14 protein-coding genes are annotated in these 15,185 nt (G+C 60.3%); 3 read left to right on the forward strand and 11 right to left on the reverse strand.

All coding sequences use genetic code 11. The features are described 5' to 3' along the window. Positions 1-21: 21 nt before the first annotated feature. From ACVZUB_RS04355 to ACVZUB_RS04395, 9 genes are read right to left on the reverse strand one after another with little or no spacing between them, the layout of a single operon-like run. A complete protein-coding gene (locus ACVZUB_RS04355) occupies positions 22-579 on the reverse strand; it encodes a hypothetical protein (RefSeq protein ID WP_063315012.1) in 558 nt (185 codons plus the stop codon). After that, entirely contained in the window at positions 566-1,786 is a 1,221-nt protein-coding gene (locus ACVZUB_RS04360; protein ID WP_063315011.1) for an MlaD family protein, read from the reverse strand. The genes ACVZUB_RS04355 and ACVZUB_RS04360 overlap by 14 nt, the downstream gene beginning before the upstream one ends. Then, positions 1,783-2,847, reverse strand: coding sequence for an MCE family protein (locus ACVZUB_RS04365; protein WP_482628167.1), 1,065 nt, complete (start codon positions 2,845-2,847; stop codon positions 1,783-1,785). The genes ACVZUB_RS04360 and ACVZUB_RS04365 overlap by 4 nt, the downstream gene beginning before the upstream one ends. Next, positions 2,844-3,941, reverse strand: coding sequence for an MCE family protein (locus ACVZUB_RS04370; RefSeq protein WP_341514048.1), 1,098 nt, complete (start codon positions 3,939-3,941; stop codon positions 2,844-2,846). Before ACVZUB_RS04370 ends, ACVZUB_RS04365 begins: the two co-directional genes overlap by 4 nt. Then, positions 3,938-4,993 carry an MCE family protein gene (locus tag ACVZUB_RS04375; RefSeq protein ID WP_007734231.1) on the reverse strand — a complete coding sequence of 352 codons (1,056 nt, stop codon included), beginning with the start codon at positions 4,991-4,993 and terminating at the stop codon, positions 3,938-3,940. Before ACVZUB_RS04375 ends, ACVZUB_RS04370 begins: the two co-directional genes overlap by 4 nt. Then, entirely contained in the window at positions 4,993-6,024 is a 1,032-nt protein-coding gene (locus ACVZUB_RS04380) for an MCE family protein (RefSeq protein ID WP_482628168.1), read from the reverse strand. The genes ACVZUB_RS04375 and ACVZUB_RS04380 overlap by 1 nt, the downstream gene beginning before the upstream one ends. Further along, on the reverse strand, positions 6,021-7,244 hold the full coding sequence (locus ACVZUB_RS04385; RefSeq protein WP_482628169.1) for an MCE family protein: 1,224 nt from the start codon (positions 7,242-7,244) through the stop codon (positions 6,021-6,023). The genes ACVZUB_RS04380 and ACVZUB_RS04385 overlap by 4 nt, the downstream gene beginning before the upstream one ends. 3 nt (positions 7,245-7,247) lie before the next feature. Beyond that, positions 7,248-8,105, reverse strand: a complete 858-nt coding sequence (locus ACVZUB_RS04390; RefSeq protein ID WP_003945491.1) for an MlaE family ABC transporter permease — start codon at positions 8,103-8,105, stop codon at positions 7,248-7,250. Further along, complete coding sequence (locus tag ACVZUB_RS04395) at positions 8,105-8,914, reverse strand: MlaE family ABC transporter permease (protein ID WP_482628170.1); 810 nt, start codon at positions 8,912-8,914, stop codon at positions 8,105-8,107. Before ACVZUB_RS04395 ends, ACVZUB_RS04390 begins: the two co-directional genes overlap by 1 nt. 541 nt (positions 8,915-9,455) lie before the next feature. Between ACVZUB_RS04395 and ACVZUB_RS04400 the strand changes: the two genes are divergently transcribed. Continuing rightward, entirely contained in the window at positions 9,456-10,715 is a 1,260-nt protein-coding gene (locus tag ACVZUB_RS04400) for a TetR/AcrR family transcriptional regulator (protein WP_482628171.1), read from the forward strand. Positions 10,716-10,749: 34 nt separating this feature from the next. Beyond that, complete coding sequence (locus ACVZUB_RS04405) at positions 10,750-11,955, forward strand: winged helix-turn-helix domain-containing protein (protein ID WP_064688584.1); 1,206 nt, start codon at positions 10,750-10,752, stop codon at positions 11,953-11,955. Positions 11,956-12,201: 246 nt separating this feature from the next. Here the strand turns inward: ACVZUB_RS04405 and ACVZUB_RS04410 are convergent, their stop codons facing one another. Both ACVZUB_RS04410 and ACVZUB_RS04415 read right to left on the reverse strand, forming a co-directional pair. Further along, the gene (locus ACVZUB_RS04410; protein WP_063315007.1) at positions 12,202-13,356 is read right to left on the reverse strand and encodes a 3-ketosteroid-9-alpha-monooxygenase, oxygenase component; all 1,155 of its coding nucleotides are present in this window, start codon (positions 13,354-13,356) and stop codon (positions 12,202-12,204) included. Positions 13,357-13,439: 83 nt separating this feature from the next. Next, positions 13,440-14,204 (reverse strand): SDR family NAD(P)-dependent oxidoreductase, encoded by a 765-nt coding sequence (locus ACVZUB_RS04415; protein ID WP_058039200.1) that lies wholly within the window; start codon positions 14,202-14,204, stop codon positions 13,440-13,442. A gap of 250 nt (positions 14,205-14,454) precedes the next feature. On the opposite strand from ACVZUB_RS04415, the gene ACVZUB_RS04420 reads away from it, so the two are divergent. Beyond that, positions 14,455-15,174, forward strand: a complete 720-nt coding sequence (locus ACVZUB_RS04420; protein WP_042449480.1) for an IclR family transcriptional regulator — start codon at positions 14,455-14,457, stop codon at positions 15,172-15,174. The last annotated feature ends 11 nt before the right edge of the window (positions 15,175-15,185 follow it).

A 15,185-nucleotide genomic window follows, 5' to 3' on the forward strand; every position in this document is an offset into this window, starting at 1 on the left:
TCTTCCTCCGCGTGTGGTGAGTTACTTGGTCTCGACGTTGCTCACGAGCCACCGGTCGCCCGAGCGGACCAGGGACACGACCATGCGGTACTTCTGTGTGTTTCCCTCTGGCGCTGCGACATTCTTGGCTTGTTGGTCGACGAACACGAGCAACTTGGCCGACGAATTGTCCAGCGATTCGATACCGACGTCTGTCGCCGTCGCGCTCGCCTGGCCTTGGCCCCCGGCAACGACTTCGCGAAGTGAATCGACCATTGTTCGGTAGGTGCCGGCAAACTCGTCGGTCGACATCGAGGCAATGCTGTCTTTGTTGGCATCGAGGTTCTGATAGTCGAAGGAGGACATGATGGTCGAGTAATCCCGCGCGGTGTCCAAAGCCTCCTGCCGCAGCGTGTCTTCCTGATTCGCCGAGTACATCTGGAATCCGAGCACCACCAACGCGGCGACCAGCGCTACCGCTATTAGTGAGATCAGTGCGTTGCGTGGCTCCTTCAGGCGGCGAAGTAGCGACGGAGAAGTCGGATGTTCGGCCACCTCGGCTTCTGCCTCGTCGAGTAGTGCGTTGTCACCGTGTGCCATTTCCCAGTCCTTCCAACATCAATCTCCAGTAGTTCAGGGCGTCGACTCCGGTCGGGACGAGAATCGGATCTGCGACGACGGGCGGTCCGATCGGAGTGCCCGGGACGGTCGAGTTCTGCAAACCGAGGTCGTTCGGACGCGGAGCATTCTGTGCTCCGCGTTGGACGAGGTCGTCGGCGGGGGGACAGTACATCGCGAGACTCGGACTGGTGGGAGACAGATCGCCGACCTCACGCCGAGGGGTGTCGTAGTTGCAGACCGGCCCCTGGGTCGCAACCAAGGCAAAGTCGGCTCGATCGCCTTTGACGATGGATGCCAGTTTGGCGAGACCTTCAGGAATCGTGACAAGTCCGGTTTCCAGGGCGTCTGTGCGGTCGGAGATGATCGGTGCGACAGTGACGAGGTTGGCCAGGACCGCTCCGAAAGTGTTGTGGTACTTGTCGAACAACTGTTGAGCGCTGTTCAGGGCGGCGGGCGAATGATCGGTGAGGTAGATCAGCACCGGCGCGTTGGATTCGAGTTGTTCGGTGAAGTTCTTGGCAGCTGACATTCCCCGGACGAACGAATCCGATTGTGTCGCCATGGAGTCCACCAACGTGGAGGTTCGCGACAGCAGCGCAGCGAGTTCGGCCGACTGGTCGTTCAACTGCGCCGACATGGTCCCACCGTTGTCGATCATCGTCGCCAAGCTCGGGCCGAGCCCGTTGAACGAATTCCCCAGCTCGGTCCCGATGTCGCTGATCGCTTGTGGATCAATCCCTTCCAGGACACCGGACGCCTGAAGCATCAACTGGCTCATCTGGACCGGTTGCTGATCCGCGGGCATGGCGATCTCGTCGCCGTCCCTAAGATACGGGCCGTGGTCTGTGTTGGGGTAGATGTCGACATTCTGAATTCCGGCTGCGGTCCCCATCGTCACCTTGGCGACGCTGTCGGTAGGTATCTCGGTGTTGTCGTTGAGTGAGAGTTCCACCCGAGCCGTGCGGGTGCCTGCGTCGAGTTCGACTTCACTCACTTTCCCCACCTGTACGCCGCGATACGTGACGACCGTGCCCTTGGTCAGTCCGAAGGCGTCGGACATGTTGGCGTGCAGCCGGATTTGACCCCCGAAACCCTGAGGGCCGACCACGTAGACGATCCCGAAAGGGATGACCACAGCAGCGATCAGAGCGAACAGGACAAGTTGAACAAGCGCAAGGCGACTCAACGCGGACCTCCCTGAAGTAGATCGGTGAGAGTTCCCGCTGGTGCGATCGATTGACCGGCCATACCGCCGCTCCAGAGCTTGTCGATCGTTCCCGGAATATCCAGGGCGCCGTCGAAAACGAGGTAGTCACCCTGCACTGCACCGGTGAAGTTTTCGAGCAACCCGTTCATGTTCGTCAGCGTCTGGCCGATCTCCGAGTTGAACGAATCCAGAGTCCCGACAACGGTCGACGCATCGTGCAGCATCGCGTCGAGGCCGTTGGGAGACGAGTCGAGAATGGTGTTTGCGTTGGTGGCGAGCTGAACGGTCGAGTTCAACAGGCTCGCAATCTGATCCTTCTGTCCCACGAGAATCGACACCACCTGTGGAACGGAATCGAGGTAGTTGTCGACAACTACGCGTTGGCCGGCCAGTTGGGAGGAGACCCGGGCAGCGAGGTCGACGGCCTCGTCGAACTCGCTGCGGTGACTGCTTGCCTCTGCCATGAGCGAGGTGAGGGTCTCGGTCAGAGAACGAACTTCACCGAAGCGCCCGGAAAACGCGGTGTTCAGCTCGCGCACCACGGTATCGAGTTGGTCGATGCCGCTTCCGGTCAGAACCGTGCCGAGGGTGGCAAGCGCACTTTCGACCTGCGGACCGATCTCGGTGCGAGACTCCGGAATTGTGTCTCCGTCGCTGAGCGTGGAGCCGGACGGAACTTCCGGCACCAAGAGTCTGATGAACGGATTGCCAAGTGCGGACGGGAGTTCGACGGAAGCTTCGACGTTGTCGGGCAATGGCGTCGCGGCGTCCAGACTCAGAGTCACATCGGCTCCGACGACATCGGCTGACAGCGCGGATACTCGACCGATGACTTTCTGGCCGCTGCGGACGTCTGCTCCCAACACCAGGCCGTCGGCGCCGGCCAGCTGCAGCGCCACGTTGTACGCGTCACCGTCGGCCGAACGACCCAGGGGTAGGTCTTGAATGCCTGCGCTACAGCCGCCGAAGGCGAGCACGGCCGCAGAACCCACACCGATGATCACGATACCGGCGATTATTCGAACCGATTGCCGCGTCAATTGCCACCTCCGGGGACGGCTCCGCCGGAAATCGCGGAGGCGATGCCGAGCGGATCAGAAGTGCTGAGGGGGAAGGAAATCGGATTCGTGAACCCGGCTCCGGTGCAGATCGGCAACTTGTAGGTGTCGCACAGCGGTTTCGCCACCGCGAACTGAGTCAATGCAGTCGAGACGTTGAGCCGAATGCGCCCGCGCTGATCAGGACCGATTGTCTGGGAGAGGTTCTGCATCATCAACGGCACCAGGTCCATGAACTCGGCGAGGCCGGGTTCTTTGGCAGCCAGAGTGTCACCGAGAACTCGCACGTTGTCGGCTATGGCACCGACATCATCGCCGTGAGTTGTCATGAAACTGTTCAACTGGTCGAAGACCACCTGCAGATCGTGCAGAGGCTGTGAGATGTCCATGTTCTGGCTCGCCCATTGATCACCCAGGACGCCGAGGTCGCCGACAAGTTCGTCGAGGCTGACCTGCCGTGCGTCCAGAGCATTCATCAAAGTGTTGAGATTGTCGACAAGGGCACCGATGTCTTCCGACCGAGCGCCGACAACTCCGGTTGCTGTGCTGAGGTTGCGAATTGCGGTGTTGAATTGATCGCCCTGGCCCTGCCACCCGGCGGCGCCGCGGCTCACGAGATCGCCGAGATTGCCCCCATCCCCGGCAAATGCGTCGGCCAAAGTGCTGACGCTTCCCATCAAGCCGTCGAAATCTATGGGGGAGTGGGCACGTTCGATCGGAATCTGGTCGCCGTCTTTCAGTGTCTCTCCGCCGGTGTACGCCGGGCCGAGTTCGATGTGTCGATCGCTGATCACCGATGGATTGAGGACATAGGCCGAGGCGTCGGCGGGCAGGTCCACGGAGTCGGGCATCGACATCGCTACTCGAACAGAAGTTCCGCGAGGTTCCACCGACGTGACCGTCCCGACGCCGACTCCGAGGACGGTGACCTTGCTTCCCTCGTAGATTCCGCCGACGTAGCTGAAATCGGCGTAGACGGTCTTGGACTGATCTGTTCGTCCGAATATGTACCAACCGGGCAGGGCGATCGCCAAGGTCACTACCAGCATGGCCGTGACGGCTTTTCGTGTATTCACTTGCAGCCCTCCATGATGCCGAGCGCGCAGAGCAGATTGTCCGGGATCACGGCCGCCGGCGCGTTGACGTCGGTCCAATTGCCGGTGCCGGTTGAATCGGTGACCGAACGCAGCGCGGAAGGAAGACGAGTCAACAGCAGGTCGATCTGATCTGCGTTGTTCTTCAGCGTGGTGGTGACCGCGACGAGGTTGTCGGTCATGGCTCCGAACTCGTCCTGACGATCGACGAAAGTGGTGGAGAGCTTCGAGATGATGATTGTCAGGTTGTCGACCAGCTGAGTCAGTGCGTCCTTGCGCATCGCAAGAGTTCGAACGATCGTCTGAGCATTGGCCGCAGTACCGACGATCGAATCGGTTTGTGCCGCAGCCATGTCCGACAGCTCACGAGACATGATGAGAATCTGGTCGATCTGTTCACTGTTCTGCGCGAAAGCCGCCGAGGCGCCGCTGATTCCGGCCAGAGCCCGGCCCACCTGATCGGAATCAGTGGGAATCACCTGCGAAAGGGTGTTCATCATGGACTCCATCGCCTGTAGGTCGACGCCTGTTGCCGCAGTGGTGGCATCACTGCTGACGTCGTCGAGGCTGTACGGCACGGTTGTGCGGGAGAGCGGGATGACCCGCGCCTCGGAGTCGTCGACCACTCCGGCCGGCACGATCTCCAGGTAGCGCTTGCCGAGGACCGTCTTGAGCCTGACCGTCGCCGTGCTCTGGTTTCCCAAAGGCTGGTCCTTGTCCAAGCGGAAGTTGACGACGACGTGGTCGCCGGCAAGGTCGATCGAATCCACTCGGCCCGCGGGAACCCCGGCCACGTAAACCGGATCGGTGTCGGAAAGCCCGCTGGCATTGGCTAACTCGGCTGTGTATGCCGACGTGCGCACGTTGTACCAGAGCTTCGGAATGCCCAAGGCGGCGCCGAGTCCCACCACCAGAACGAAGATTCCGAGACTGCCCAGGGCGAGAGCGGTGCCGCTACCGCTGCGACGGCGATCCCCTTTGAACAGGAAGAGCATGATGCCGACGAACACGTCGATCAGCTTGACCAGGAACATCATGAGCACACCGGCGAGTGTGTCGGACCGAAGATGTTGGCTTCCATGTCGCCTGCCTTCAGAGTGAAATTGCACAGATACAGGCTGATGAAACTTCCGTAACTTCCGATCCGGTTGGCGGCGTCGGCGAACTGGGGAAGGTTGACGAGAAGTCTGTTGAACTCGTCGGTGCTCGCAATCCAACTCCCGGTGACACTTTCGAGTTGTTGCACGGTCTGACCGAATGCACCGTTCGACCCGGCCATGATCTGAGCCAAGGACGAGACAGTGCGGGTTCCCTGATCCAAGAGCGAGACCAGTTGATCGTTCTGCCCGACGACGGAAATACTCAGATCGTTCAAACCGTCCAACAAACCGACCAATTCGGGTTGACGCTCGTCGACGGAGGTGAGAAGAGTGTTCATGTTCGTGAGTAGTTGCGCGAAGACGTCCTGACGGTCGACCAGGCCGGAACTCATGGTCGCGATCTGGTCGAGCAGGGTGGTCATTGCCTGGCCCTGGCCGTTGAAGGTTTCGACAAAACTTCGCGTGAGCGTGTTGACCTGCTCGGGCTGCAGCGCGGCGAACAACGGTTTGAACCCGTTCATCAGGGCCGTCAAGTTGATCGGCGGTGTTGTCTGCGCCAGCGGTATCGTGTCACCTGGTTCGAGCTGTCGTGCGGATACCGTTGTTGCGCTGTCGTCCTGCGTCAGTGCCAGATATCGAGCACCGAGCATGTCGCCGTAGCGCACGGCGGCACGGACATCCGACTCGAGGGAATATCGCGACTCGATTTCGACGTCGACGATCGCCTTGCTCGTCCCGCCTCCGTTGTCGGCGAACGCAACCGAGTCCACGCGGCCGATACGCACACCCGACATGGTGACCGGGTTGCCCGGGTTGAGTCCTTCGACGTCGGTGAACTCGAACGAGTACGAATCGGTGCTTCCGCGAACCGGGACCGACAACGTGTTCGCCACGAACGACGCGCAGGCGACGCCGGTGAGACAGAAGAGTGACAACCGAATTACCTGGCCAGGACGGACCTTCACGGGACGGTCACCTCGTTACCTCTGACCATCGGCCCCAACATCAGTGTTGTTGCCGGGTTGGGGGTATCCGAGGGTTCCGGCGATCCGCCCAGTAGTTGATCTTCGAGGTACCGCAGGGGGGCCGCTTCGGCTACGCCGCCCACGACCGGGGCACTGACGGGTTGTTCAGGCGTCAGGTTGGAGCCCGAACACTGTGCTCCGCGCGAGTCACCGTACTGCGGGCAATCATCACCCGTGTATGGGAGCGGTTCGGCGAACGTGGCAACTGCTGTGATGTCGAACTTTCCGGTGGCGAAGACTCGAGCGCCCGCGGCGCCGAACGTACTGGCATTGGCGAGGGTGGAACGCAGTCCTCCGGGATTGGCCGCGGTGGTTGCGAGTATCTTTCCGGCGGAATCGATCACAGTGATGATGTTTCGGTTGTTCGCCCCGACAAAATCGTCGACGGTAGCGGCGAAGACTGCGGCCGCGCCGATCGAGGACTCGAGATTCGCTCTGTTGGCGACCATGTCGTTCGAGACAGTTGTGGCGGCTGCCAAGGTATCGAGAATGTCGGGGGTCGCACGGTCCAACGCGTCGACGACCGACTTGAATTCGGTTGTCGATTCGAGGAATTGGTGTGCGGCGGGTGTCAGTGCGCCGGAAGCCGCGCTGAGATTGTCTATCGTGGCTCCGATCTCGGCTCCGTTTCCGTCCAGGGCTTGACCGAGTGCGGTCAGAGCCGTTTGAAGTTTCTCGGGTTGCATCGCGGTGAGGACTCCGACCAATTTGGTGTACACGTCGTAGAGGGCGACGGCCTCGGGTCCGTCGTCCATGTGGATCTCGTCTCCGTCCGACAGAGTCGTCTGGTCCTGCTCATTCGGACTGTCCACGAGCTGCATGTAGATGTCGCCGAAGAACGTGCGCGGAACGACGCGAGCCACCACGTCAGCGGGAATCTTCGACGCGTCATCGGTCTGAATCTGCAACTGCACAACGGATTCGGCGGTTCCTGATTCGATTTCGCCGATTCGGCCGACGTTGACGCCGTGGTACCGAACCGGAGCTTCACCGCTGATGAGACCGGCTGTGGCTGGAACAGCGACGAAGATGTCGGTGCTCTGCTCGAGATTTCCCGAACCGCGTAGAACCATTGTCACGGCGGCGGCGACGGCTACGACTATGGCGATCGCGCCGCGAAGGGCGTACACGATCTTCGTGCGTGTAGTGAGTCTGTCCACGGCTCAGACCCCCATTCCCGGGATCTGGGGCACGAGACCCCACAGCGCGAAAGTCATCAGTACGTCGAGGATTCCGATCGCGAGGATCGCAGTCCGGAGCGCGCGCCCGGCCGCTTGCCCGACGCCGGCCGGACCACCCGATGCGTAGTAGCCGTAAGCGCAATGAACCAGCGCGACAACAGCGGCGAACACCACGGCCTTGAGACCCGAGTACAGGAGATCCTGCGGAGAGATCGCCAGATGGAAGAAGTAGTCGTAAGTACCTGCCGATGCGCCGTTGAAGAACACGACGACCAGTCGGGTCGAGAGGTAACTGGCCAGGAGTCCGATCATGTAGATCGGGATGACACAGATCATGGCAGCGATCACCCGGGTACCCGCGAGGAAGGGGATCGATCGGATCGCCATCGAGTCCAGCGCGTCGATTTCGTCGGAGATACGCATGGCCCCGATCTGGGCGGTGAAACCCGTTCCGACCTTGGCGGCCAACGCGATCGCGACGACAACAGGGGCCAGTTCACGGGTGTTGGCAACCGCGGACAGCATGCCGGAGAGCGAGGTCATCCCGACAAGCTCGAGGCCCCGGTGGGTCTCGACGCCCAACATCATCGCCGCGGCCAGCGACATCGCGAAGACGATCCCGATGGTGCCGCCGCCGGACAACAAGGAGTTCGTGCCGAAGCTGACCTCGCTGATCTGACCGAGTACATGCTTGCGGTACTTGGTGAGCGCAAAGGGGATCGATGCGATAGTGCGGACGTAGAAAGTGACGTGCTGACCGAGGGAGACGAGGCCGTCGCCCGCGGTTCGCAGGGGTCTGCTCGCTTGACGTGCTCGAACACGGAGATCGACGAGCGACATCAGAATTCACCGACTGCCGGGACGATTACGGTGTAGAGCGCGGACAACACTGTGTTCACGATGAAGACGAGCGCGAACGCGATGACCACGGCTTCGTTGACTGCGTCGGCAACGCCGCGTGGGCCACCTTTTGCATGTAGACCTTTGAAGGTGGAGACCAAAGTCGAAGCGATGCCGAAGACCGCAGCCTTCACCAAAGCCATGACGAAGTCGGAAGATCGCCCGTACTGACTGAACGTTGCCATGAACGTTCCGGCCGGAAGATGCTGGACGTAGATGTGGTACAGGTAGCACGCGATCACACCGCCGAAGGTGACCATCGAACACAGTGCAAGGGAGACGATCACTGCCGCAACCAATCTCGGTGCGACGAGGCGCTCGATCACGTCGATGCCCATCACTTCCATCGCGTCGATCTCTTCCCGGATCTTTCGTGAACCCAAATCCGTGCAGATCGCCGATCCTGCGACACCGGCCATCATCAACGCGCACACCAGCGCCGCGGCCTGACCGACGATGATGAAAGCTACGACAGCTCCGGAATATCCACCGGCTCCGATCCGGCCGGCCAGTTCACCGACCGAGACGGCGATGAATACACCGATCGGAATCATGAGAAGCAGCGACGGGCCGGTGCTGACGCGACCGATGAACAGGGTCTGAGTAACCGTCTCGTGCAACGAGAGTCGTCTGCGCAGGATTGCCGTGAACAGACCGAAGAGTGCCTGAACCGAGAATCCGATCAGATAGCCCCCCTGTAACGCTACGTCTCGCACCGGGCCCTTCGCGGCTGGCAGCTCGTACGTCATCTAATTGAATTCCTTTGCAGATCAACAGTGTTCGGCACGGAGTTCGAACTGTTCGAGCGCTGGCGGTCGAGCGAACTGCCTGTGAAGCATCTCACACATATATGTGTCCAAGCAAGCATTATGTGAACCGAAATTCTCGTCGAACTGTCAGCCCTGTTGACCGAGTTTCCTTCATTGACGTGGAGATATCGGAACTGTTCATATCGACATCCTGTGTATGTTTACGAATATTCCGAATCTGTCAGTCGGATTGCTTCGTGGATGCGGGCTGGATGCTTCGAGCGGTGACCCTACCCACTGCTGGTGGCCACAGGCAACGTTTTGTTAACGAAGATTCTCGGTGGAAGCAACGGGGGAGGTGGCGAAGGGCGAGTGGTGTGTTCTGATCAAAGTCAGCGTTACCTGCATGTATGAAACTCTAGACGCGCGATGTGCTGAAATCGGTGTACGAGTTTTCAGAATCATGCTTATGCTGATTCTCGTCTGATGAGCAGGCGGATCGAAGTGCTTTGTGCGTGAGGGCTGGAGAGTGGGGTACACGGTGAGCCTGAACGATCAGTTCGTCGACGCGCAGACGTCGAATGGGATTGTTCGGCAGCCGAGGTCCGACTCCGTCAAGAGGCGACCGAAGGACCGCAAGGCGCAGATCGCGGCAGCAGCGGCAATCGCGTTCAGTGAGCGCGGATATCCTGCTGTCAGTGTCGACGACATCGCGTCGGCGGTCGGTATTTCGGGTTCGGCGCTCTATCGGCACTTTCCGAACAAGTACGCGATGTTCCGCCACGCGGCACTGGAGTTGACCGGAGCGCTCGCCAGTGCCCTCGATGCCGTTTCGGTTGCGCCTGCGGCAACCGATGCGCAGCGGTTGCGCGAAGATCTGATTGCAGTGATACGAACGACGATCCGCAATCGGCGTACGGCCGGAATCTATCGTTGGGAGAGCCGGTTTCTCGACACCGATGATCGGAAATCCGTTCGAGCGCAAGCCAGTACGGTCAATCGCCGAGTAGCCCGGTATCTTTCGCGCTCCGAACCCGCGATGACGGCGAGGGACGAGACCCTTGTCGTGGCAGCGATGTTCAGCGTCATCGGCAGTATCACCGCCCATAACCTGTTGCTGCCCCAGCGAGCGATGGAGAAGGTTCTGCTCGACGCGTGTCTGGCGATAGATCAAGGTGAGGGTGCAATCACCGCTAGCCGCTTGGAGCAGTCCTCGTTACCTCGAACCGTGACCACGAACAAACGTGAACGTCTCTTGCAGGAAGCCGTGCGCCTCTTCGACTCTCGCGGGTATCACGACGTCAGCATCGAAGAGATCGCCGCGGCCGCCGGCTTGAACGCATCCGGTATGTACCGCTACTTTCCCAGCAAGGCAGAGCTTCTCGGCGCCGTGTTTTATCGAGCTGCAGATCGCTTGGACTTGGCGACGGCAGCGGTCTTCGACTCCGCGACTTCGCACGAACAAGTGCTCCGGTCACTGTCGGCGATGTACGTGGAGTTGTCGTTTGCACAGCACGAATTGATGTCGGTCTACTTCTCCGAGATGAACAACCTTCTGCCGAGTCATCGAAGCGATCTGAAGAATCGCCAGAAGCTTTACGTGGTCGAATGGGCGCGAGTGCTCGGCGAGATTCGTCCTGAGCTGTCGGCAGTAGAGGCGAAGTTCGTAGTTCATGCTGCGCTCAACCTGGTCCCGGATGTCGGCCGCATGATGAAGTTCGACGCTGCCGCAGAGAACGCGGCCAGGTTGCAGGTGTTCATGTCGGCAGTATTGTTCGGCCGTCGGGCTTCGGCCGCCTGAAGCGTGTCGGTGAGTGTGCGTAGTCTGGCCCACTATGAGCGAAGTCGTGTCACTGGCAGCTGCCCGTCGCATAGCCCTTGCCGCTCAGGGATTCGGCAAATCGCATCCCACGACGGTGACGCGTCGCAATCTGGTCGGCGTGATGGACCGGCTGCAGGTGCTGCAGATCGACTCGGTCAATGTCTTCGAACGCAGTCACTACCTACCCGTTTATGCGCGATTGGGCGCATACGACAAATCCAGACTCGATCAGCTTGCCTTCACCCCCGGTTCGGGATACCTCGAATACTGGGGTCACGAAGCAACGTTCTTGCCGGTGGACATGTGGCCGTTGTTCCGCTGGCGGATGGACCAGTTTCGCGCCAAAGCGTTGAGTGACAAGGACGGGTGGGCTTCCGATCGGCGCGTCTTCCTCGATTGGTTGCGGCAGGAGTTGCGCGACAACGGTCCGATGGCGGCGAGCGAGATCGAACACGAGGCGAACACGCGGCGCGGTCCGTGGTGGGGGTGGTCCGACGTGAAGGTCGGGCTCGAGACGCTGTTCCGTTGGGGCGAGGTGGTCTCGGCGGGGCGCGCCGGTTTCGAGCGTCGTTACGGCCTGGCCGAGCAGATGCTTGCACCCGAGATACTCGACGCACACGTCGAGCGGTCGGAGGCGATACGCGAACTGGTGCTGCGGGGTGTGACGGCACACGGTCTCGGCACCCTCGACGACATCGCCGACTACTTTCGTCTGCCCAGCGCAGAAGCACGAACGGCATTGCAGGAACTCGAAGATGCCGGCAGTGTGCGCCGGGTGTCCGTCGACGGCTGGGAGCGTCGAGGCAAGGCAAGGGAGGTGTGGATCGATCCGCGAGCGAAGCGTCCCAGGTCCATCCGTGCGGAAGCGTTGTTGTCACCCTTCGACCCGGTAGTGTGGGCACGCGATCGAGCGTTGCGGCTCTTCGACTTTCACTACCGGATCGAGATCTACACTCCGGCGCACAAGCGAGTTCACGGATACTACGTGCTTCCGGTCTTGATCGACGACAAGATCTGTGCCCGAGTCGATCTGAAGAACGACCGTCAGAACCGTCGACTGCTTGTCCGCGCGGCGTGGGCCGAACCCACCGCGGACGCCGACACTGCGCCGCGGTTGGCGGAACTCCTTCGGAGAACTGCGCATTGGCAGGGCTGCGACACCATCGAGGTGGAGAACAAAGGCACGTTGTCTCAGCAGTTGGCCGCCGCCATGAGGTGAGCCTTCAAGGCCGCGAGGGAGATTGTCATTCGGGAACGGTTATGCGTCCGTCGGTCGCTGCCTGATTGATGGAATTTCTCAATGCGGAACAACTTCCGGATCGAATTCTCGGCGATGCAGCGTCGTCACGGTACTCCAAACATGCGGTGCGCGAATCTGATCGCCACTGGGTCGACGTGTGATGCCAGCTGTTCTTCTCCACGAGGACGTATGTTCCGCACCGCTCGCAGTCCAGCGGTTCCATGGTCACTGCCCTACTCCTGCGGCGGCCCTGCGTGCGATGTTGTCAGCGACTTCCTGCTTCCACACTTCGATGGGTTTGCTTGTGTCCATCTCGAATTCGAAACGGTCGACCATGTCCGGGGTGATGTCGGCGACGTCCACGTAGAACTGTTCGTACCAACGGCGTAGTTGGTAGACCGGGCCGTCCTCGGTGCAGAGCAGTGGATTGTCGATACGGGTCTTGTTCTTCCATATCTCGATGTCCTGTTCGAATCCGACGCCGATGTACCCGATCATTGCGTCGACAAGTTGATCGGCGAACTCGGCGGGCATCTCTGCGGACTTCTGGACGGTAATGCCGTACATGAGTACGAATTTGTTCGGGCTCACCGGGTAGTGGCAGTTGATCAGCACCGAATCGGTCGTGAAGTTCTCGTAGACGTAGCGCAAGTCGTCGATCATGAACGACGGTCCGTGGTAGGCCGCTGTCGAAAGATTCGACACCAACTTCGGTACGTCGGGGTCGGTCCAGGTCACGATGTCGTCGCGGTTGATGCCGCTCTGCTCCTGGATGGCGACGTGTCCTTCGAAGACGTTCTTGAAATAGGTGGGGAACGAGAAGTGCACGTAGAAGAAGTGCGCCATGTCAACGACGTTGTCGACGATTTCTCGGCAGTTCGTATCGATGACTATCGACTTCCAGACCCAATCGGTCCACTCGTGCTCCGCAGACTTGATGATCGGTATGGCGACTTCGGCAGGAGGCGGATTGCCTTCGGGGTCGTGCCAGACGAAGAGCAGCCCGTCTTGTTCGAGCGCAGTCCAAGCGCGGGTCTTGGCAAGCGGGGGGACACGTCGAGCATAGGGAATCGCGGTGCACTTACCGTTGCCTCCCCACCTCCAGTCGTGGAAGGGGCACGCGATCGAATCGCCCTTGACCGTGCCCTGACTCAGGTCGCCGCCCATGTGACGGCAGTACGCGTCGAGGATCTTCAGTTCGCCATGCGAGTCGGAGAAGACGACCAGTTTGGTACCGAAAGCTTCGACGGAATGCGGGTTCCCGTCGCTGTAGTCCTTGGCGAGGCCGAGGCAGTGCCATCCGCGGGCAAATCGAGTGGGAGGTTCTCCCTGGTCGATGATGCGAACCTCTTCCGATTCATTGACATCCGCAATTGTCATGTTCTTCCTTTCGTGAGTGCACCCGGTGGGCTGGACCGAGCGACGTTGTACGACAGTCGAAGGGGGGTAAATCTCTGGGCAAGTCACATACGCTGCGACGAGACGTTGCCGCCGTCGACAACCAATTCCGTTGCGGTGATGTAACTTGCTTCGTCGGACAGCAGGAAGCGGACAGCGTGTGCGATTTCCTCCGGGCGACCGAGCCTGCCGAGGAGGATGCGTCGTTCGAATGCCCCGTCACCCAATGCGTCTACGGTCGGCTGAAGCAGAGGGGTCAGAATCTGTCCGGGAGAGACGCAGTTGATCCGAATGCCGTCCGGGCCCAGTCGGTCCGCCAGCGATCGGACCATCGACAACATCCCACCCTTTGCAGCGGAGTAGACAGGGTTGATTGCATTGCCCAAAGTTGCGTTGATCGAAGCGATTCCGACTATTGCCGAACCGGGATTGGCCGTGAAATCAGGCATCAACTGTTGAACCAACAGGATGAGCGGACGTAGATGGGTGTTGATACCCGTCTCCCACACGTCGAGCGTCACTCCTTCGAGGGATCCGATATCGACGACCCCGGCGGAGTGAACAAGTCCGCCGATGGAGGGAAGTGAGGAACGGGTTGTGGCCAATGCGGCCGCGTAGTCGTCCGCTCTCGTGAGATCGATTCCCACTCCGATGGCGTCGATGCCGAATTCGGAGGAGATCACGGCTGCCTGATCGACCGCTTTTGCCTCGTCGATATCCCAGAGAGCGACTGGTCGTCGGATCGCCGCGAGCGCGCGGGCGGAGGCCAATCCGATTCCGGATGCGCCGCCGGTGATGATCACGCCTGTCGACGGGGATGAAGCATTCATGTGTCCTCCTGATTTTGAAGCGTTCTGCTCGGCGCCGCATGATCTGATGGGCTCCGGTCATCACTGTGACGAGGGATGGATTCGGGCTCAACGAACATGACCGATCATCGGTATAGGTGCTGGTGAGAGCCCATGCAGATGCATCTCCCGCTGCGTGGGAAACGTACTGGCGTCGTGTGTCCACGGAAGCTCAGATGGGCGGAACGAATGTTGGCTGCCGAAGCGGCGGGCCACCGGAACGGAGACATCGATGTTGGTCGGACCGATCACCGAAGAGTCCATCCCCATGTCAACTCTCGACAGACTGTCGGTGGTGGTGGACTGCTTTCGTGACGCGCCTCGGCTGACATTGGGGGAGGTCGCGCGCCGAACCGGGATTCCGCGATCGTCCGTGCACCGGATGCTACTGAAACTCGTGAGGATGAACTGGCTACGCCGCGAAGGACTCGAGTACGAGATAGGCGACAAGCTAGGAGATCTGGGCGCGCTCTCGCTGTATCGAAACAAAGTGGATCGAGTGGTTACGCCCCTACTTCAGCAATTGCATTTCGTGACTGGACACGCCGTGCACCTCGGGGTGTTGGAAGGAAACCATGTGCGCTACATCCAGAAGATCGGGAGCCTGATGGTCCCCGACCTTCAGACTCGCGTCGGCTCACGTATCCCAGCGCAAGCGTCGACCATCGGGAAGTCACTGTTGAGCGCCGGCAACAGATCGGTGGCATCGTCGCACAACGCCAATGACGTTCGCCAACACGCAGTTGCGTTCGGAATCTGCAATTCCGGGATGGGCTGTATCGGCGCGCGAATCGGGGTGCTCGACCACATGCCAGTAGGTCTCTCGATTTGTGGGCCCTTGATTCGCGGCACGATAGACAAGAGGAACGCCGCTCCCGTACAGATGGCGGCAGCAGCGATCTCGCAGTATTTCGGAATGATCGACGGGTTCGAGCAGGAGAAGACGGGATAGTCCGACAAACG

It is taken from the genome of Rhodococcus sp. OS5, from assembly GCF_056837585.1.